Origin of the sequence: Nostoc commune NIES-4072, from assembly GCF_003113895.1 — a bacterium.
GTDB lineage: Bacteria > Cyanobacteriota > Cyanobacteriia > Cyanobacteriales > Nostocaceae > Nostoc > Nostoc commune.
The window spans coordinates 375,161-394,821 of the sequence record NZ_BDUD01000001.1 but is presented as its reverse complement, the minus strand read 5'-3'; the positions used below and the strand labels follow the sequence as shown (position 1 = coordinate 394,821).

The 19,661-nt window shown below is 40.6% G+C and carries 20 protein-coding genes and 2 pseudogenes; 9 read left to right on the top strand and 13 right to left on the bottom strand.

The window, feature by feature from the left end; translation table 11 throughout:
- Nucleotides 1–2: 2 nt before the first annotated feature.
- Nucleotides 3–446: a TOBE domain-containing protein gene (locus tag CDC33_RS01705; RefSeq protein ID WP_109007021.1), complete on the bottom strand. Its 444-nt coding sequence runs from the start codon at nucleotides 444–446 to the stop codon at nucleotides 3–5.
- 507 nt (nucleotides 447–953) lie between these two features.
- Between CDC33_RS01705 and CDC33_RS01700 the strand changes: the two genes are divergently transcribed.
- Nucleotides 954–2,399 carry a deoxyribodipyrimidine photo-lyase, 8-HDF type gene (locus tag CDC33_RS01700; protein WP_109007020.1) on the top strand — a complete coding sequence of 482 codons (1,446 nt, stop codon included), beginning with the start codon at nucleotides 954–956 and terminating at the stop codon, nucleotides 2,397–2,399.
- A 584-nt stretch (nucleotides 2,400–2,983) separates the two neighbouring features.
- Here the strand turns inward: CDC33_RS01700 and CDC33_RS01695 are convergent.
- The 3 genes from CDC33_RS01695 to CDC33_RS01685 form a co-directional block, all read right to left on the bottom strand.
- On the bottom strand, nucleotides 2,984–3,982 hold the full coding sequence (locus CDC33_RS01695; protein WP_109007019.1) for a hypothetical protein: 999 nt from the start codon (nucleotides 3,980–3,982) through the stop codon (nucleotides 2,984–2,986).
- 92 nt (nucleotides 3,983–4,074) lie between these two features.
- Nucleotides 4,075–5,307, bottom strand: coding sequence for an MFS transporter (locus CDC33_RS01690; RefSeq protein ID WP_109007018.1), 1,233 nt, complete (start codon nucleotides 5,305–5,307; stop codon nucleotides 4,075–4,077).
- A 472-nt stretch (nucleotides 5,308–5,779) separates the two neighbouring features.
- Nucleotides 5,780–6,598: a hypothetical protein gene (locus tag CDC33_RS01685; protein ID WP_109007017.1), complete on the bottom strand. Its 819-nt coding sequence runs from the start codon at nucleotides 6,596–6,598 to the stop codon at nucleotides 5,780–5,782.
- 203 nt (nucleotides 6,599–6,801) lie between these two features.
- On the opposite strand from CDC33_RS01685, the gene CDC33_RS38195 reads away from it, so the two are divergent.
- The gene (locus tag CDC33_RS38195; protein ID WP_181373860.1) at nucleotides 6,802–7,068 is read left to right on the top strand and encodes a hypothetical protein; all 267 of its coding nucleotides are present in this window, start codon (nucleotides 6,802–6,804) and stop codon (nucleotides 7,066–7,068) included.
- An 8-nt stretch (nucleotides 7,069–7,076) separates the two neighbouring features.
- Here the strand turns inward: CDC33_RS38195 and CDC33_RS40115 are convergent.
- Both CDC33_RS40115 and CDC33_RS01675 read right to left on the bottom strand, forming a co-directional pair.
- Nucleotides 7,077–7,268 (bottom strand): annotated as a pseudogene (locus CDC33_RS40115) (RNA-guided endonuclease IscB); the annotation flags it as partial.
- 80 nt (nucleotides 7,269–7,348) lie between these two features.
- A pseudogene (locus CDC33_RS01675) lies at nucleotides 7,349–7,990 on the bottom strand (calcium-binding protein); the annotation flags it as partial.
- Between the two features lie 484 nt (nucleotides 7,991–8,474).
- On the opposite strand from CDC33_RS01675, the gene CDC33_RS01670 reads away from it, so the two are divergent.
- Together CDC33_RS01670 and CDC33_RS01665 are read left to right on the top strand one after the other, a co-directional pair.
- Nucleotides 8,475–8,708 carry a hypothetical protein gene (locus CDC33_RS01670; RefSeq protein ID WP_109007015.1) on the top strand — a complete coding sequence of 78 codons (234 nt, stop codon included), beginning with the start codon at nucleotides 8,475–8,477 and terminating at the stop codon, nucleotides 8,706–8,708.
- A complete protein-coding gene (locus CDC33_RS01665; protein ID WP_109007014.1) occupies nucleotides 8,701–8,982 on the top strand; it encodes a hypothetical protein in 282 nt (93 codons plus the stop codon). Before CDC33_RS01670 ends, CDC33_RS01665 begins: the two co-directional genes overlap by 8 nt.
- Nucleotides 8,983–9,205: 223 nt before the next feature.
- Here the strand turns inward: CDC33_RS01665 and CDC33_RS01660 are convergent, their stop codons facing one another.
- The 4 genes from CDC33_RS01660 to CDC33_RS01640 form a co-directional block, all read right to left on the bottom strand.
- Nucleotides 9,206–10,423: a glycosyltransferase family 4 protein gene (locus tag CDC33_RS01660; RefSeq protein ID WP_109007013.1), complete on the bottom strand. Its 1,218-nt coding sequence runs from the start codon at nucleotides 10,421–10,423 to the stop codon at nucleotides 9,206–9,208.
- A 313-nt stretch (nucleotides 10,424–10,736) separates the two neighbouring features.
- Nucleotides 10,737–11,357, bottom strand: a complete 621-nt coding sequence (locus CDC33_RS01655; RefSeq protein WP_439956582.1) for a response regulator transcription factor — start codon at nucleotides 11,355–11,357, stop codon at nucleotides 10,737–10,739.
- 8 nt (nucleotides 11,358–11,365) lie between these two features.
- Nucleotides 11,366–12,202: a S1C family serine protease gene (locus CDC33_RS01650; protein WP_109007011.1), complete on the bottom strand. Its 837-nt coding sequence runs from the start codon at nucleotides 12,200–12,202 to the stop codon at nucleotides 11,366–11,368.
- A gap of 512 nt (nucleotides 12,203–12,714) precedes the next feature.
- Nucleotides 12,715–13,626, bottom strand: coding sequence for a S1C family serine protease (locus tag CDC33_RS01640; protein WP_109012398.1), 912 nt, complete (start codon nucleotides 13,624–13,626; stop codon nucleotides 12,715–12,717).
- A gap of 56 nt (nucleotides 13,627–13,682) precedes the next feature.
- On the opposite strand from CDC33_RS01640, the gene CDC33_RS01635 reads away from it, so the two are divergent.
- The 3 genes from CDC33_RS01635 (at nucleotide 13,683) to CDC33_RS01625 (ending at nucleotide 15,271) form a co-directional block, all read left to right on the top strand.
- On the top strand, nucleotides 13,683–13,973 hold the full coding sequence (locus CDC33_RS01635) for a hypothetical protein (RefSeq protein WP_109007009.1): 291 nt from the start codon (nucleotides 13,683–13,685) through the stop codon (nucleotides 13,971–13,973).
- A gap of 7 nt (nucleotides 13,974–13,980) precedes the next feature.
- Complete coding sequence (locus CDC33_RS01630) at nucleotides 13,981–14,850, top strand: uroporphyrinogen-III synthase (protein ID WP_244919106.1); 870 nt, start codon at nucleotides 13,981–13,983, stop codon at nucleotides 14,848–14,850.
- A 106-nt stretch (nucleotides 14,851–14,956) separates the two neighbouring features.
- Nucleotides 14,957–15,271 carry a ferredoxin gene (locus CDC33_RS01625; protein ID WP_109007008.1) on the top strand — a complete coding sequence of 105 codons (315 nt, stop codon included), beginning with the start codon at nucleotides 14,957–14,959 and terminating at the stop codon, nucleotides 15,269–15,271.
- Nucleotides 15,272–15,507: 236 nt separating this feature from the next.
- Here CDC33_RS01625 and CDC33_RS01620 read toward each other — a convergent pair whose 3' ends face one another.
- A complete protein-coding gene (locus CDC33_RS01620; protein ID WP_109007007.1) occupies nucleotides 15,508–15,945 on the bottom strand; it encodes an Hsp20/alpha crystallin family protein in 438 nt (145 codons plus the stop codon).
- A gap of 392 nt (nucleotides 15,946–16,337) precedes the next feature.
- Here CDC33_RS01620 and CDC33_RS01615 point away from each other — a divergent pair, with 392 nt between their 5' ends.
- Nucleotides 16,338–16,658: a DMT family transporter gene (locus CDC33_RS01615; protein WP_109007006.1), complete on the top strand. Its 321-nt coding sequence runs from the start codon at nucleotides 16,338–16,340 to the stop codon at nucleotides 16,656–16,658.
- 623 nt (nucleotides 16,659–17,281) lie between these two features.
- On the opposite strand, the gene CDC33_RS01610 is transcribed toward CDC33_RS01615, so the two are convergent.
- The gene (locus CDC33_RS01610) at nucleotides 17,282–18,298 is read right to left on the bottom strand and encodes a FecCD family ABC transporter permease (RefSeq protein WP_244919105.1); all 1,017 of its coding nucleotides are present in this window, start codon (nucleotides 18,296–18,298) and stop codon (nucleotides 17,282–17,284) included.
- An 85-nt stretch (nucleotides 18,299–18,383) separates the two neighbouring features.
- On the opposite strand from CDC33_RS01610, the gene CDC33_RS01605 reads away from it, so the two are divergent.
- Nucleotides 18,384–18,626, top strand: coding sequence for a hypothetical protein (locus CDC33_RS01605; RefSeq protein ID WP_109007005.1), 243 nt, complete (start codon nucleotides 18,384–18,386; stop codon nucleotides 18,624–18,626).
- Between the two features lie 274 nt (nucleotides 18,627–18,900).
- On the opposite strand, the gene CDC33_RS01600 is transcribed toward CDC33_RS01605, so the two are convergent.
- Nucleotides 18,901–19,524, bottom strand: coding sequence for a 4Fe-4S single cluster domain-containing protein (locus tag CDC33_RS01600; RefSeq protein ID WP_109007004.1), 624 nt, complete (start codon nucleotides 19,522–19,524; stop codon nucleotides 18,901–18,903).
- Between the last annotated feature and the right edge of the window lie 137 nt (nucleotides 19,525–19,661).

The following is a 19,661-nucleotide window of genomic DNA, read 5'->3' as shown; positions in this document are numbered from 1 at the left end:
TTCTATTCTCTAGCAATGACAATATCGTTAGATTTAATGACCGCATAAGCTTCCTTGCCTTCAGATAGTTCCAACTCTTCTGCGGAAGCTCTAGTGATAATCGAGGTTAATTCTACTTTATGAATAATCTCTAGAGTCACCTCACTATTAACTGCTCCATAAACAACTCGTTTAACGACACCTTTAAGAATATTGCGAGAGCTAACTTTTAGTGATTTCTTTTGAATACTACTTTCTATATCAGGCTTTTGAGTATAAATATCTTCCTGTTTTTCCTGCTGAATTGAGGGCGATATTGGTACTGATGAATGCTGATTCAGGCTACGCACGAGTTCCCGCAGAATCTCAGTCTTGGTACGTTGAGACTGTTCGCAGAACTCCTCTAGAATTTTTCGCTCGTCCTCTGAGGTTTGAAACGTAACCCATCCTTGTTCTTTTCTTGGCATAATGTTATCAGTTTTAGTTATTCTTGGTATGATTCTACCAAGTATCAATTCGATGTGTTGTTTTAATAAAAATATTTTTTATTGACGGTTTTTCTCTATTTTTAGAGAAAATTTATTGACTAATCTCATACATTTAACTACATAAATATTTATTTTTTGTAGGTACAAAACAATTTGTTACTTAATATTAAGTCATCTTGCTATTTTATACCAACTTAAAGATTAAAGAACACCAGGATAATTCAAAATATGTTGGAAATGGAATTGATTTGCTGTGGAATTTGGCGTAGAGCTAGCCTTGTCTTAAGCACAGGTGTATTCTACTAAGTTACCAACAGTTAGAAGGGTTCAACCGCAAGATGAGGATAATAAACCACTATCATGCTTGACAAACCGCAGAATGGACAATGCTCAATAGCCGTTCACAAAAGAAATTTTTCGCCAGAATGATGTTCATTAGTACCGCTAGCATTTAAGCTAGTACGGGTGAACTATATGTAGTATAGAATGTCTGACTTAATTCTGTTTTGGCATCGGCGCGATTTACGCATTTCTGACAATACGGGACTGGCTGCGGCAAAACAACAGAGTCCGAAAGTGGTGGGTGTGTTTTGTCTCGATCCGAATATTCTGGAACGGGATGATGTTGCTCCTGTGAAAGTAACTTATATGATTGGCTGTTTGCAGAAACTCCAAGAGCGATATGCTCAAGTTGGTAGCCAGTTGTTAATACTCCACGCCAATCCTGTACAAGCGATACCAGCTTTAGCAGAAGCAATGAATGCCAAAGCTGTTTTTTGGAATTGGGATGTAGAACCTTATTCGCAAGAACGCGATCGCACCGTTATAAATGCCCTCAAAGAAAAAGGCATTCAGTTTCTTAACCAAAACTGGGATCAAATCCTTAATTCCCCAGAGCAATTACGTACCGGTAGCAATCAACCTTATACAGTTTACACCCCTTTTTGGAAAAATTGGATTACCAAACCGAAAGCGAACCCAGTAGAAACTCTGCAAAATGTTGAGGGTTTAACAGAAGCTGAACAGGAAATTGCTAAACTTGCAGGAGCCTTAACGCTACCTTCAGCCAAAGATTTAGGATTTGTTTGGGATGGAGAATTAATTATTTCACCGGGAGAGGTAGCGGCGCAAGAACGGCTAGAAGAATTTACGGCTATTGCGATTACTGAATACCAAGAACAACGAAATTTCCCCGCAGTGGATGGAACATCGCAACTGAGTGCAGCTTTAAAATTTGGTGTAATTGGCATTCGCACTGTTTGGCAAGCCACCATAGAAGCACTAGAAAACAGCCGCAGTGAAGAAACAGCAGTTAATATTCGCACATGGCAACAAGAATTAGCTTGGCGGGAGTTTTATCAACATGCAATGTATAACTTCCCCGAATTAGCTAATGGTGCTTTCCGTGACACCTTTAAAAACTTTCCTTGGCAAACTAACGAAGAACATTTCCAAGCTTGGTGCGAAGGGAGAACTGGCTACCCTATTGTGGATGCAGCAATGCGCCAGATGAATGAAAGTGGCTGGATGCATAACCGTTGCCGAATGATTGTTGCTAGTTTCCTTACCAAAGACTTGCTAATTAATCCCCAATTGGGAGAAAAATACTTTATGCAGCGCCTGATTGATGGTGATTTATCTGCCAATAATGGGGGTTGGCAATGGAGTGCTTCTAGCGGCATGGACCCTAAACCCGTGCGAATTTTTAACCCAGCCAGTCAAACACAAAAATTTGATCCAGAGGGGGAATATATTCGGCAATGGGTGTCAGAATTACGGTCTGTAGATACAGAATATTTAGTTACTGGGAAAATTCCATCTTTAGAACGTCATGCTGTTGGCTATCCGGAACCTATTGTGGATCATAAAATACAACAACAGCAATTTAAACTGCGTTATCAACAGCAAAAAATTGTTAGTAGTGGTGACTAAAATAGTTAGTTTTTTAATGTTTATTTTATAGTATGTCTGGCTAATCAACCTTCTTTCAAAAATGTTCAGGCGATGCCTACGGCGGGCTACGCCTACGCACCTGTGTACTTAATCGCGGTGCGACAAAGTTTGAAGTACTCCAACACGACTTCGGAGTACCTCAACACGACTTCGGAGTACCTCAACACGACTTCGGAGTACCTCAACACAACTTCGGAGTACCTCAACACGACTTCGGAGTACCTCAACACGACTTCGGAGTACCTCAACACAACTTCGGAGTACCTCAACACAACTTCGGAGTACCTCAACACGACTTTGGAGTACTTCAACACAACTTTGGAGTACTTCAACACGACTTCGAGGTATCTGTTACTTATATATAGGACTAGTATTTGATTTCTGAAAAGATACGTAGGGTGTGTTAGCGACAGCGTAACGCACCATCATCAAGGGTTTGGTGCGTTACGAACTGCGTTCTAACACACCCTACAATACCTAATTTCGTTCAAAAATCAAATATGATTCCTATAGCAGTTCTAAATCATTCGTGAGAATTTGAGATCGTTTTAACCCAATACAGTTTAGTTCTTGATAGGTAAACGAGAAATTGTCCATAAGATGAGCAAGAAGATTAAGTAAATTACGCCAACTAGTCCAAACTCAATCAGAGGAATATAGGTTATTTCGTAAATTCTGCCCAAGCCGCGTTCAGTCAGTCCATAAACAGCCATTACACTGACTAAAAAGACTCCGTAGATAGTACGTTTAGTCAAGATACTTACAGGTAGACCGTGGAGTTGAGTAAGTACTAAAATACCAAGAAAACCAAAGAGAAATGTTGGCCACTTGCTTTGTCCTAGCATCAACGATACAACTACACTATGTAAAAGCACCGTAATTTCCAAAGTAAATGTCCACCAATGGTTTACATGGGTGCGGTTGAATATCAACGACGATTGGAGCAGAAGCAAGAACATATACAGAAAACCAATCAAGTGCCCCAAAGTCGCTTCCATTGGATGATACCAAAAGGTATAGATAGCGGCGAAGGAGAAAAAGTAGCCGTGGTACAGCTTGATAATTTGCAAAAACTGTTGATGGAAGGGAACAGAATTGCCAAAAAACAAACCGCGTCGAGGCGTTTCCAAAATCAGTACGAAGACTAGTAGGAGGACAACCGCACCCTGAGAAGCCCAAATTGAGGTATCTTGAGCTAGAGCATCGTACCAAATATAGGTCTGGAGAAAGTGTAAAGCGATGAATACACCATTAATAGCAAGCATGAGGTAGTTAATCGGGTGCAACGTTGATTTGTATTTCAACTGCGATGCCTGCGGCGGGCGTAGCCATCGCTGCGCCCACAAGATACACCCCCAAATGCTAAACTGATGCCCAAGGTACATACCCCAAGCTGTCGCTCGACTCCAAAAGGTTGGTTGGGGAAGCTTCCAGTAGTACCAGTTTAATCCTTGGTCAGGAAGTTTCATAATACTTGCAGGAATGCTCCCACCTACCCAAATTGCGTAGGTGAGGAGGATGCTTACAAAGATGCCTAAAAACAATACTCGACGACCAGTCATAGTAATTTTAGATTTTAAGTTTTAGATTTAGGATTAAAAATTTTTAATACAAGGCTGTTTCAAAAAAATATTAAGCTTTGAAATCAAGATTGTCAGGCGATATGTTCTGTGTTTGGTTCAGATGCACTTTTTGTTACTCGCAAACTAAGAGTCAAAGCTATTAGCATTACTAAAAATCCGCTCAAAAAAGGAGCAGAACTCCCAAATTTCATAAAACTTAGCCCTGCCCAGGTTGGGCCAGCAATTCTTGCCAACGCAGAGCAAGAACTAGCAATACCTAATATTTGTCCTTGTTCTTCTGGGGCTGTCATTTGGGAAATCATGCTGTTCAATATTGGTTGGCTAACACTAATTCCCCATGCTACAAGCGTGGTGGCGACCAACAATAAAATTAAGCTTTGTGAGAATCCAATTAACAGTAATCCTGAACCTAACCCTAATATCCCCAAAATAAGTAACTTTATTTCACCGAAGTATTTTTTGAGGAATCCGATTAGTCCTCCTTGAATGATTGTGCTGACAATCCCCATGAAAGCAAAAAGATAACTAGTCTGTTGAGGGCCCCAGTTTAATTGCTGCTTAGACCATAAAGCTAATGTAGAGTCCATAGACGCAACAGCAAAGGTAACAAAAAAGTAGATGCCAGCAAGTAAGCAAAACTGTGGACGTTGTGACAGTTGTAGCAAGTTCAGTCGTCGCTGACGGTAGCGATGAGCTCGGATTTTGGCTTTAGTCTCAGAATTCAAAGATTCTGGAAGTAATATCAAAGCACAAAGCAATGCCAATAAAGATAATCCGGCTGCGAACAATGATGGTAGATGGAAGTTAGCGTTGTCCCGATCAGACCCGATCAGAATACCTCCAATAGCTGGGCCGAGAATAAAGCCAAGACCAAAAGCTGCTCCGATTATGCCCATGCCACGAGCTCGATTAACTGGCGTGGTAATATCCGCTATGTACGCTTGAGCAGTAGCAATATTGCCTGCCATAATCCCGGCAAGACTACGAGCAATAAATAAAATCCATAATGAGTTGGCAAAACCTAACCCAGCGTATGCAATTACAGAACCGAATAAAGTAAGTAATAAAATCGGACGGCGACCGTAGCGATCGCTAAATTTACCCCATAATGGTGCAAATAAGAACTGCATTAAAGAATAAATAGCTACAAGTAGTGTCGCTTCATTAGGTTTTGCGCCGAATTGTTCAGCATACAAAGGCAGTATCGGCAGGATAATTCCGAAGCCGAGCAAGTCTATAAATACAGTCAAAAATAAGACGAATATAGCCCTGCTATTATTTTTAGTCCCTATAGTAAAATTCATTTTTATAAAAAATATGTCTAACTTTGATTAATTTTATAGACATTAGAAAACGCTTGCTCATAAAAACCTATTGAACGCAACCACTAATTATCTCAAGCAATATGATTGAATCTGAGAGTGGTTGAGTAAAATAGCATGGAACAAACCCAATATAAAAATTAAGCCAACAATACTACTAATAAAAGAAACTATAACCTCGTGCTTCCGTATAGCTCTTTGTATTTTAGTGTCTATAATGTGTTCTAATTCTTTGTATGACATTTCCTTTAATTTGGTTAAAAATAATTATGTTAAATTACGTCAGACTGAAGTTTGAGTATGTCCAAAAAATTAAGTTTATTCGATGACAAATTATTTCGATGCTGTAGAAGCGTCGAAATAATTCCCATTGATAATAAGACTCGCCTCTAGCGATAAACAAGTTACGTAATTGTTAACTACAATCACTGTTAAACTATTTCCGGAAAATAAATTATCTAATATCCCGATTCAATGACCAAGAGCGTTGACGTAGTTTTAAAACAGCACCTGAAATACCAAAAGCTAATATTGCTAAGGTCAAAGTTGGTTCAGGGGCTGCAACAATACTTACCTGATTAATAGCCAAGGCGTATTGTGGAGCAGAACTGCTAAAAACGAGTCGTGAGATATTTGCAGTATCACTACGAACCCCTAAGAATACTGCTGAGTTATCTAATGCTAGCGACGAAGTACTGAGAACTGAGAAACTACCCAACAAATTATTGTTGCTATCAAAAGCGTTGATAAAAGTTTCAACTTCTAAATTACTAATATCTACAGCTATCTGAGTACCAGCGCCAAAAACAGGCTGGGCAAAACTAATGCTCAAAGGCTCTCCGTTTCCCTGAGTACGAGGATCAGGAGAACCAGGAGGAAGAGGTTGAAATCCTGTTGGGTTTATACCTCCGAAGAGAATAAAGTCTCCTTGGGCGAAGTTAGTCCGAATGCCAGGTGGAGGTAACGTTTGAAAGATAAATGGTGGAGTAATCTGAGGATTTTTAGCTGGAGTTATATTTACATCTAAGCCTAAACCACCTTGGGATGTTGCTGAAAAAGAGTTAGGTAAAAAAACAGAAAAATCAGGCGCAGAGGGATTAAATACCTTACCTAAACTTCCCCAATAAACTTCATCATTACCTCCTAAAAGAGCGCGTTCATTTACTAAAAATGTAGCTGCTTTAACTGGTAAGGGGAGAACCGTTATTATTGCTGTAATTGCTGTTAAATACTTAACAGATAACTTCAATAACTGATTGATCGTAAATGCCACAAGGTTTACTCCTTAATTTTGTCAAAAAAATATCATCAAAATAGAATAAAGAATAATTCAACACCCAGGATGAGGCAGTGCGTTGCTCTAATCGAGAAAGTTAAAGCAATTGTTGTGTTCAATGGTTATGTTGCAAAAACTTTTTGAGAGCTAGCTGGTAATATCTGATATAATTTATACTTTTATCAGCCTCACCTGTTTTTTTGCAACAAAACTTTTACACCGGGAACAAACTGCAAAAAGCTTTAACTTGTCATGGAGTTGTGACTCGTAGTAATTTTACACCAACTGAATATTCACATTCGATGGGAGATTTTCAAGGAAGGCGAATTCATCTCAACCCTCCAGGAGACTCCCACCAAAACTGTACTCAGTTTGGTGGCGAGAGGAATGGAGGGCTAATTGCGAAACATCCCTTGAGTAAATTTGTGCGTCAGCTAAAACTTCGATGGGGACAGTTGAGCAATTAGCAAATCTTTTATTCTGCATACGAATAACCATCCTTTGCGTGAATGCGTTTACAAAACTTATGCGATATTCCTTGAATCAATCCGTTTTTAGTAGAAATGTTGAAACTGCCAGATGAACGAATCGCCACTTTTGCAACATAATTACCAATCTTTTTACCAGTGGTAACAACTGCTCTAACAATGTCTCCAGTTTGAAAGCCACGCTCTCAGCAAAGTTGTAATCTTTGATGATGTCAAGACCCTCGTTAACATTGTTGAAAATAAACTTATCTGCACCAAAGCCACCTGTAAGAATATCATTATTTTGTCCACCAATGATGGAGTCATCGCCATCATTACCGAATAATTGGTTATTTTGGTCGTCGCCAGTAATGATGTCACTTTCATTGGTGCCGATGACATTCACAAAGTTGAGTACATTAAATGTCAATGTCTCAAGTTCGGGAACGTTATTGGCAGAGATACTTCCGGCTTCTAAGTCAGCAGTGATAGATACGCCAGCCAAAGATTCGGAGGCATCTATGGTATTGTTGGCAACACTGGGATCAGCAATAACTGTTTCTATTTTGAAGATTTGGTCTGTTCCAAATCCATCAGCTTTGGTAATTGTCCCTACACCTGAGAGAGTGATGCCTGTACCTAGTTCACTGTAGTCGGCGGTATCAATACCATCTCCGCCATTGATGCTGTCGTTACCCTGACTGCCCTTGAAGATGTCATCGCCTGCACCACCTATTAACGTATCATCGCCCAGTCCACCCTCAATTACATTGCCCTCTTCACCATCGATTACGTCATTTCCAAGACCAGCAAAGATATTGTCATCGTTTCCAAAACCAGAAATCTGATCGTCACTAGTAGTACCCGACAAAAAATTATTAGTTTCAAAGATCAATGTATTTGCTTTCTGTAAGACTTGCATACTACAAGAAGTGAAATTTATAATTTCACCAGAAATTTAGATTAAACATAATTAATCCTCTTTTATCTCTGTGTCGAGAGAAAAAATGCTTTTATTTCCTGTTCTCTGTTCCTTGTTCCCTCCCTACGCAAGTAATTTCATCAATCAAATCAGATTGCTATAGTGCATATTAAATAACAGGATTCAGTAACAAAATTATGCATAATGTGAAGGCAATATTGATTTATAAGATTTATTTATACTTATTTAGGCGAGATCGTTTGTCTTCTCTACCAGAGGCTGCGCCAACAACACGTTGTGCGAACGACGATCGCACGCAGGTCGAAATTGCCGAACTCTCAGACTCATTTGCATAATTTCGGATACATTACCGCAAATGCGCTGATACTTTATTTTCGCCTTTTCATAAAATCCGCAAAAACACCGTTACGCTATTTGAGCTTGTGATCAAAACTTAGAGCATCCAGTTTATTAGGGCGTGTTTATGACCAACCCTGTAAAGACGGTTATCCAAGTCAATCTGGAGATGGCTCTAGAAGTAGCTCATGAATTGGAGCTTGCTCCATCCACTCAACTCGGTGCTTATTGTTTGGAAATTTTGCGGGAGATAGGATGTGCTGGTAGTGAACTCCCACTCAACTTACAAACTCGCGATCAGCAACTAAACTTTATCACAGGCTTTGCGTCTTATGCTTTCGGGGAGGTACAAAGTGTATAAAGCATTAATTGAAGATATATTTTCCGATCCAGAAGATGTAGAAGAAACTACTTTTCCTGCTACAGATAAAGATTTGTTAATTTTGACAGAAAAATTTTTAGGGTTTGAAATTCCTTCAAAGGTTTTCTTACAAGCTATAGCCATTGCTGATTACGATGGTGCAGCTGCTTTCCGCTACGTTGATAATTATTTGACTACTCTCAAAAATAAAAATAAACCTAAGCATAAAAAATTACTTGTGTTAGGTGCTTCAACTAAATACGACAATAATTGATGTGTTTCTTTACAAGCTAACCTTGAACCAATCCGATTTAGATAAGATAATTTGTATAGCCGATGTAGAGACGTTGCAATACAATGTCTCTACACACATCTGTCCCACACTGGCAAGAAAGCCCAATTAGAATTTATCTAAAACTTTGTGGTGGGATCTCTATTAAATTAAGCATTTTTATGTGTGTGCTAATTACGTTAAAGTAGCTGATTACGAATTAGTATTAATCTCTTTTAAGACACACTTGTTCATAACTTTTACCAGCAATATCCCAAGTGAATTCTGTTTCTACCAGTTGTCTGCCTTTGTGAGACAATTCTGAACGCAGATATGGATGCTCAAAAAGTTGACTAATAGCGGTGATGTACTCTGCCGGTTTATTTGCTCGGAATGCCCGCAATGGATGACTAGCACCATCTACGGCTAATCCTTCTAAGCCGCGATCGCTAGCTACTATCGGTACACCAGCTGCCATTGCCTCTAAAGTTTTATTTTTAATGCCAAACCCAGTCCGCATCGGTACAACGCAGATGGTAGATTGATGTAAATATTCTACCATCGAAGGTACACGCCCAATTACATTAATTCCTGGTTTTTGAGCAAGTGCTAAAACTTCTGGCACCGGATGAGAACCGACAATATCGAAAGTTGTATCAGGATACAATTTTTGGATTTCTGGCAAAACTTCGTTGCTGAAAAAGCAGACAGCATCAATATTTGCTAAATTATCCATTGCACCGATGAAAATTAAACGGTGTCCACCTGGATCGGTGGTACGGTTGGGGAAAGAAACTAAATCTACGCCATTAGGAATAACTGTAATTTCACTATTGGGGTTGAACTCTTGTAGTTGAATTTTATCTTCTTCTGTTGTTGCCACAATTGCCGAAAACTTAGCACAGTAGTTTTGCTCATAACGCCGCAAAAGTGGCAGATTGATTTTGTCTCTGAGGGAATTTTCAGAAATGCCCGTTGCTAGTTGGTTTCGACAAGTAGCGTAAACTGAACTATGAATATTAACTATAGTTTTTAGTTGTTTGGGAAAGTGCGAACGTACATAAATTTCATTGACACTATGTTCGCAGGTAATTACATCACATTTCCCTGCTTCCACCCAGTTATCAATCCATGTTTGCATTTCAACTGAGTAGCGGTTGAGTACACTTGGTGGTGTTCCCTGTTGCAAAAACTTACCAAATCGCTGTATTTTCTTCAATATTCCGGTGGTTTGAGAATCTGGCGGGCGTTCAAAAATGGCTAGATGATCCACACAATCGCGTAATCCTGATACTTCTGCCTCTGTAACATCGCTCTCGCGTTGAGTCACTAGGGTAATATTATGGCGTTGACTGAGGTATTTAAGTAAATGAAATGTCCTGACTTGGGTTCCCCCGCGCGTTGGTGGGTAGGGAAAGGTGGAAGAGAGCATTAAAATGTTCATATAAGTGATGAATCAAATGTGATACATATACCATCACCTTATTGAAGGCTTTATGTCATCATTTGATATTAAATAGACCTCATGCGATGTGCAACTTAATTTTTGACCTCACGGGGCTAGCTAATCGCAAAGACGCGATAAATCGCTGTCTCTACAAAGGACTGATTATTGTAAAGACGGCGATTTATCGCGTCTCTTGCCTAAACCGAACCGTATTGAGGGGCTGGGGTTTAGGTCTTTTTTTCTAGTCTACTCAACTGAAAATCTCTGTATACAAAAGGTCTATTGCATCCAACTGAGAATTCATTGCAGATTACAGCATAATTAAACCCAGTCGCACACCCACAGCAACAGCCTCGGTACGGCTGGAGACACTGAGCTTTTGAAAAATGGATGAGAGATGAAATTTGACGGTATGCTCGGAAATGTGCAAGCTTTTAGCGATCGCTTTATTGCCCAACCCAGAACCAAGCATACCTAAAACCTCTATCTCGCGTGGTGTCAAGGTTTGTACGGGATTCGCTACCATTTTTTCTCGGATAGACAGTAATTCTATAGCATCCGGGTGCAACACCACCAAACCAAAAGCGATCGCCTCCACAGCAGCAACAATTTCTGACTCTGTGCTAGTACTGGGCAATATCCCCCGGATACCAGAACGTAACCCCGTCTCTAAATCAATGCTGTCAAGTTCCTCAACAATGACGATCATTCCTAATGGATATTGCTGTTCTTGAATAACCAGCAATTTTTCCCACACTGATTGTTGAAGATTGCCACTCAAATCTACTAGTACTATATCTGGTTGTAATTGCCCAACTTCCCTAGCCAATACATCCAAATCCGATGCACTACCCACAACCGTTAGCCGAGGATTGGTAGTTACTACAGCTGATAACCCTGCCCGTACTACAGGGGAAGTGGCAACTACCATCACCCGGATCATGTCGCCTCCACAGCAGTTTTACCAGACTGCACCTCAACATAAATCACGAATTGCTTCCCACTGCGTAGGAGTTTTAGTGGTACAGATCCTTTACTGTCATAGAGATATTTAGTTAAATCATTCATGCTAGTGAATAATCGCTCCGAAACTCCAATTAAAACATCGCCGATTTGTACACCAGCAGTTTCCGCCGCACTGTTAGGTAGAATTGACAACACCAATAAACCCAAGCTACGTCTACTTAAAAGCACAGGTTGCAGTGTAACTCCCAGTTGCGGACGGCTATTTCCCTGTAAAAAACGCTCAACGGTGTTGCTGGGAACTGCTACAGCCAAACCATTAACAATCATCGTATTAATTCCCACGACTCGGCCTTGACAATCGGCAAGTGGCCCCCCAGAGTTTCCAGGATATAGCTGCAAATCTGCCATAACAGCCCGTGGATTATTTGCATGGATAATTCCAGTTGTCACAGCACCACTGTCAGCAAAGGGATTACCCACCGCTAAAACTAATTCACCGACTCGTAACGCTTCAGAATTACCAATGGTTGCAGCAGTTAAATTAGTGGCGACAATTTTCAGGGCTGCTAAATCCTGCTGCGGATCAAATTGTGTACGCACTGCATCAAATACCCTTCCATCTGCCAATTCCACAGTTGCGCGGTTGCTGGTTGCAACATGGGCATTAGTAATAATTAGTCCGTCAGCTTGCCAAATTACACCAGAACCGACTCCTAGAGAACCGCTCTTCACTTTAACAGTGCGCTCGCGTAGTTTAGCAGCTACCTCTGTTAATTCAGCAGCGATGTTAGTTAATGTTGTGTTTGCCATCTTATACAATTTTTCCCCATGTCAAAGTAGAATCTATTGGCTGACAATAGTTTTTAGTCGGGTTGGGATAATTAAGAATGCTGCAAGATATCAATCAACCCAACTTTAGTAGGACTTACGCAAAAATTGCTAAAAAGCTTAATTTCTCGAACCGCCAAGACGCCAAGAGCGCCGAGAATTCGTAGAGTGTGCGTAAGTCCTATTTAGAAAGAAAATTCTGAGAGTTCCGAGTTCAGAGGCTCAACGTCCGAGCAAAAAGGTGGAAGTTCCGAGTTCAGAGGCTCAAAGTTCGAGTAAAAAGGTGCAACTTCCGAGTTCAGAGGCTCAACGTTCGAGTAAAAAGGTGCAACTTCCGAGTTCAGAGGCTCAACGTCCGAGTAAAAAGGTGCAACTTCCGAGTTCAGAGGCTCAAAGTTCGAGTAAAAAGGTAGAAATTCCGAGTTCAGAGGCTCGAATGAATAGAAAATTTAGATAAATCTTGACACAACTAGTTAAACCCATCCCAAATTGGATTATTCTTCCTTAGTAGGTCGTTCGCCAACTGCGATCGCTAAATCAACTAACACTCCACCCCGGACAACTTGCACATTGACAGTTTTACCGATGCGATCGCTATTATTGAGCAACGCCAGCACATCACCTGTATCGCCCACAGTTACGCCATCAAACCTTACCAAAACATCGCCAAGCAGCACACCTGCATTGTCAGCAGGCCCAGAAGACTCAACATTAACGACAATTACCCCAGTTGCAGAAGTTAAATTGAGAGCAGTTTTCAAGTTCTTAGGTAAGCGTACAGGTTGCATTCCTACACCCAAGTATCCTTTAGAAATGCGTCCTTTTGCTACTAATTGGTCAACCACGCGATCGACTGTAGCAGTGGGAATAGTCAAAGCAGTACCACGCCGCCCCGATGTATTCATGCCTACAACAAAACCAGCAGCATCTACAAGTGGCCCACCTGCAAAACCAGAGTAAAGGGTGATGTCTGGGCGGATGAATTGGTCAATATTCCCGCCATTCATACTCCGCCAAGCACCGCTAACCACACTCACCGCACCCATCGCCGCCCTTAAGTCACCTTCGCTACCTCTTGCCAGTCCTAACACGAGATGACCAACTTTGAGCGTTTTGGCATCGCCAACTTTTGCCACAGGAATTTCTAGATTTTCTAGCTTAAAAACAGCAATATCAGTGCTTGAGTCATGACCGATGAGCGTTACTGGTGCAGTGCTGCCATTTGATAGAGTGATAGTGATGTCGTCATAGCGCTGGAGAGATTCATCAGAGGTAACAATGATGCCATTACGCCAGTGAATGCCACTTGGGGAAACACGAGTACCCGCATTTACAGCTACCACAGCACTTCCAGCTTGTTCTACGGTATCAGCTAAACTGTTGGATAAAGCCAGTAATGAAGACATAAGATTTTTGTGCCAACTTTCTTGGATATTCATATCGTGCCGTTTTACCAACCCAGATGACATCGGAAAAATGGGGAGAATTCATCCTAGAAAAATGGCTAGTGCCCCTTTGGGGAAGTCAAAAGTTGACCCTGAGCGCAGTCGAAGGGTCAAAAGTCAAAAGTCAAATTCTTAACCCAAGCGTATTGCTTCCTGAAAGGGAAAATCTCAGTCCACTTGAGTGGACTTTAGCTATTAGCCTTGGAATTTATTCCCAGGCGGGATATCGGTCAGCACGACATGACTATTACAAAAATGTCGGCAAAATATCACGAACACCAAACGTATTGCATTCTAAGCTGAAATAGCAATGAAATGGCAGATAAACAAATGCACACCCAATCAAGAGAAATCAACTTGCTCACTCCATCTAAAGAATTACCTCTATATGGCAAAAGAATTTTAGTCACAGCACCGAGAAATTATGCTTATAGGTTATCTGAACAAATCATCAAACATGGTGGTTTACCTGTTTTGATGCCTACTATCGAAACCTGCTATTTATCAAACTACACTAAGTTAGATACTGCGCTATACCACATAGGTGAATTTGATTGGATTATCTTCACAAGTAGAAATGGCATCACTGCATTTTTTCACCGGATGAATGATTTAAATATTCCTGTATCTGTGGTGCAAAAATGTCAATTATGTGCTTTAGGAAAAGACACAGAAAGTTTATTATCTTTTTGTAACAAAGTAGATTTAATTCCCACAGAATCTAGCCCAGCCGGAATTGTGGCTGAATTAGCGAAACTTCCGCAAATTCACGAGAAAAAGGTACTGATTCCGGCTCCAGAAGTTGTTGGTTTGCCTGAGCCTGATATTGTACCCAACTTGATTAGGGATTTGCAGGAATTGGGTATACAAGTAACTCGCATACCTACATATATTACACAAGGCTTAAACACAAGTATCTACAGTATTGAATTAAATCTGATTCGTCAAGGACTAATTGATGTAATTGCCTTTAGTAGCACAGCAGAAGTAGAAAGCTTTTTAACAATGGTCAACTCGCAAAGCGATTATGAACGCTGTATAATTGCATGTTTTGGCCCTTATACAACTGCTAATGCGCGAAAGTTGGGTGTGAATGTCTCCATCGTGGCTAAAGATTATAGTTCATTTGAGGGATTTGCAGAAGCGATCGCAGAATTTTTTACTCTAACTTCCAGTTCACACTAAGCGCTTATTAAGGATGTAAATAAATCAACCACAATAAACTCTAGACTAGCTGCACATAAACCCGTAGTATCAAAAATGGAGTTTATATTGAGCTAGGAATTTTTACATGGCAACTTACAAGGTTACATTACGTATCCCAGAAGGTGAAGAAAACGCAGGTGAACACGTAATTGAAGTCCCTGATGATGAGTACATCCTAGAGATCGCTAACGAGGAAAATGATCTTGACTTGCCCTATTCCTGTAACGCTGGTTCTTGCTCTACCTGTACCGGGAAGCTAATTTCAGGTACAGTTGACCAATCAGATCAGAACTTCTTAGACAACGATCAAATTGACGCAGGATGGGTTCTTACCTGCGTTGCCCGCCCTACTTCTGATTGCGTTATCGAAACCCATCAAGAAGAAGCCCTTAACGGTTAACTAAGAAATGTGGATTTAATAAAGAGCAACTTTTGTAGGGTGCGTTATAATATTCTTCCTAGCGCATCAAAAATCTGTGGTGGTGTATAACACACTATAAAAGATTTAAAATTTTGCACTTTCCTATAAATCTGTATAGGCTAAGTAATTCACACTAAAAAGCGCTCCCCTTTTGGAGAGCGCTTTTTATTTAGTTTAATAGCTAGCTAGCAGATATAAAGTTGCAATTATCCAGATTATGCTAGATTAACTTTGACAACTTTATTCTTTTCTTCTTCAGCTTTGGGTAACGTCAGGTTCAAGATGCCATCTTTATAATCTGCCGTAACATTGGTATTTTGAATCCGAGCAGGTAAAGGAATTACACGTTGGAATTTACCATAGTGGAATTCGCTTTTAATCACACCTTTATCTTCAGATTTTGCTTCAGACTTCCGCTCACCGCTCAGGTATACAGCTTTTTCAGTAACTTGCAAATCCAAGTCTTTAACTTCAATTCCTGGAAGTTCTAGCAATAGATGAATTGCATCTTCAGTTTCTTTTAACTCAGCAGCCGGAACTCTGGATAAGCCTTTATCCGAAAATGTAGTTGGCATATCTTCATCAAATAAGCGATTGATTTGACGTTGTATTGCGTTAAATTCTTGCCAGGGGTTCAAACGTACTAATGTCATATCTCTACTTGGATAACTAGTATCTTTGCTGTTTAAGGATTGGAGGATTTGATTCCTTTCTTTGTTCTCATAGTATTTAAAAATAAGAGTGGAGTAAATTCGGTTTTTATCACCTGAATAATGATGATTGCCGAACCAGGATTTCTTTACTATAAATGTACGGTAAACTGAACTATTGGGGTTCGGTAAGTTCGGCAAAAGCAAACTTGAAATATAGCAATTCTATTTAAAACGTCTGAAAACGTTGGTACAAATGTTACTATGTCTCTGCGCTTAAAGCTTCCAATGCGTAGCGTATCCTACAAATGTTTACTATATTCATACGATTGTATTTTTTTAATTTCACCGAGATAAGATAATAAGATATTACTCACAAACTGCTGATAACAGATATGTCAACAAGTTGGATTTACCTTATCGCCGCAATCCTCTTTGAAGTTTCAGGCACAACTTGCATGAAGTTATCGCAAGGATTTACTAAAATAGGCCCTTCCATATTAATAGCTGTCTTTTATGGACTTTGTTTTACTTTTTTGACGCTTGCTCTCAAGAAACTTGAAGTGAGTGTGGCTTATTCTGTTTGGGCTGGATTGGGAACTGTCTTAATTGCTATTATTGGTATTATTTGGTTTCGTGAATCTGCCACACTTATCAAGCTCATTTCCATCGGCTTAATAATCATGGGGGTAATTGGCATAAATGCAAGTTCATAGGGAATAGGAATTAGGTAGCTCATGTATCATAGAGTTCACTAAAACATCCCCCCAAAAAACCCACTTTTCATTAGTTTGCATGTGAAAGCTGCAAAAAGTTAGTTTTGCAAACAACAAGTGTTAAAATTTGTCACAATATATTACCTTTGAAGTTACTTAAAGTATGATTTACGCGCGAGTAAAAAAAAATAATTTAAAACTGAAACTGGGAAATCTTGAAACAAGATGTATAAGTATTTAAGCAGACATTATATAGGAATCCGGTTTGATTTCTGAAAATATACGTAGGATGTGTTAGCACAGAGAGTACGGCATCAAACTCGTGTTCATAGTGCGTTACGAACTCCGTTCTAACACACTCTACAATACTTAATTTCGTTCAAAAATCAAATAGTAATCCTATATTTGGATATTGCCTCAAATAAAAAACACCTCGTCTATGTTAAAATAGAGGAGGTAAATAAACCAAAACTGATCATTCTGCTTGTTGCTGTTGTAGCGAATACACCAGCAATTTTTATTGTTTTGCGAATAGAGCAAAATGAGCAGACTTAGCTAAATGCTATTAAAAGTAGGGATCTAAAACTTTTGATACCTACAAAGGACTTTTAAATCCTCTTAGTTCAAAATTTATTAAACCCAGCAGAACGACGATAAAGTAACCAGATAAATAGCGGTGAACCTAGCAAGGCAGTGACGGAGCCTACTGGTAGTTCCACTGCTCCTAGTCTAGAGAGTAAATCTGCAAAAGTAAGTAACCATGCACCTGCAAGGGCAGAAAGTGGCAAAACAAAGCGATGATCTGTACCAACGATGAGGCGGACACCGTGAGGGACAACAAGACCAACAAATCCTATCAAGCCACTGATGCTAACTGCACCTGCGGCTAATAAAGTGGCGACACCACCAATTAACAGACGCGATCGCGTCAACGAAACCCCCAAACCCACAGCCAAATCATCCCCCAAAGCCAGCACATTTACCGATCGCGCCAGCAAGCATCCCCCGATCAATGCAACGATGATGTAAGGGCCAGCTGTCGCAATTTCTTGCCAACCCCGTCCATTAAGGCTACCAACCAGCCAACTGAGGGCAATTTGAATTTGACCATCTTCAGCTAAAAGCAGCAATGTACTTTGGACAGCACCTAATAAAGAACTTACCGCCACTCCGCCTAAAATCAACCGCTCAACAGAAATTCCTGACCCCGCACGACCGAGCAAAATAACGATCGCAGAAGTTAAAATTGCTCCCATCCACGCAGCTAAAGGAATTGCGATCGGGAATATTTGCCACACAATCATCAGAATTACAATTAATCCTGCACCTGCTGAAATGCCCAAAATAAATGGATCAGCAAGACTATTGCGTAACATCCCTTGCAGCAGCGCTCCTGACATTCCCAAAGCTGCGCCGACAATCAGAGCAGCAGTAATGCGTGGGAGACGCAAATCCCAGAGAATGGTCTGTTTAACCGGGTCACCTTCACGGAGAATGGCTTGCCAAAATTCCGACATACTTAAAGGTACTGCTCCTTGAGAAAGCGATAGTGCTAGCGTTAGCACCAGTGCTGCACTAAGGAGTAAAACAGCCCAAAGTACCCGGTGTTCAGTAAAAATTGTCTTAAATGGTCTAATCAAATTTTAGATATGTATTTTTTTTAATATAATCTGTCTCAAACACAGATGCATTGGACATTGGCCACGAGGAAAGGAGAGTTAAAAGTTGGACGTTGAGCTTCAGAAGGTCAAAGTTGAGCCTCAGAAGGTCAACGTCGAGCCTCAGAAGGTGAACGTCGAGCCTCAGAAGGTGAACGTCGAGCCTCAGAAGGTCAAAGTTGAGCCTCAGAAGGTCAAAGTTGAGCCTCAGAAGGTCAACGTCGAGCTTCAAAAGGTCAAAGTTGAGCCTCAGAAGGTCAACGTCGAGCCTCAGAAGGTCAACGTCGAGCCTCAAAAGGTCAACTTTTAAGTTTTTAGGACTTACGCAAAAATTGCTAAAAAGCTTAATTTCTCGAACCGCCAAGACGCCAAGAGCGCCGAGAATTCGTAGAGTGTGCGTAAGTCCTAGTTTTAACGAACTTTGGGGGTTTAAGTCCCCAGCAAGATAGGCAGCACGTTTTGTGTCGGGGTCTAAATCCCCGTCACAAAACGTAATTGCGAATTGCGTTAGCGGAGCGGGGCGTTAGCCCATTGCGAATTGCGAATTGGTTTAATTCTCTATTCCCAATGCCGACAATACATCACTACGTCAATTCCAGCCCACCTTGGTAGCCAGTAACAATGCGGCCACCATCCTTAAGAATGTGGATTTCTATCTGATCGCTAGCCCAGGTAATCTGGTCTTGAAAAGCTGGGTTTAAAACACGAACCCGTTGATTGCTAGAAGAGACTGGAGAGTTAGGAGAATTAATTGCTAGAGATTGTACAAAAGGCCCGTCAATCAAAATATCAAGTTGTTCTAACAAAGCTTGGGAACCTGGCGGTGCTGATTGAGACTGTAGTTGCTTGAGAGTAAACCCAGTAAAAGACATTACATTTAATCCAGCAGCTTTTACTTTACGAGCTAAAGAAGCTAGTGCAGTTGCTTGCCAAAAGGGTTCTCCACCAGAGAACGTTACACCCGTGTTGTGGGGATTGCTGAGAATATTCTCGGCAAGGGTATCAACAGCAATCAATTGGTTAGCTTCAAATGACCAGGAGTTAGTATTAAAGCACCTAGGACACTCACGCAGGCAACCTTGTACCCAGATGACTGCACGACAACCAGGGCCATTAACTTCTGACTGATCAACGTAACCCATAATGTTGAGATAGCCAGGGGGAATTTCCATGAGTGCTAGTGATGGGTCATTTGGCTTAATTTCCATCTCTTTAACTCCTTTTAGCCGTTGCCTGTTAACCGTTAACTATAGCTAATCTCCAGTTATATAACTGTAACTAATGACAAATGACTAATGACAAACTTTATAGGATTTTGAAAAGTCCGCTTTAACTTACTAGACTG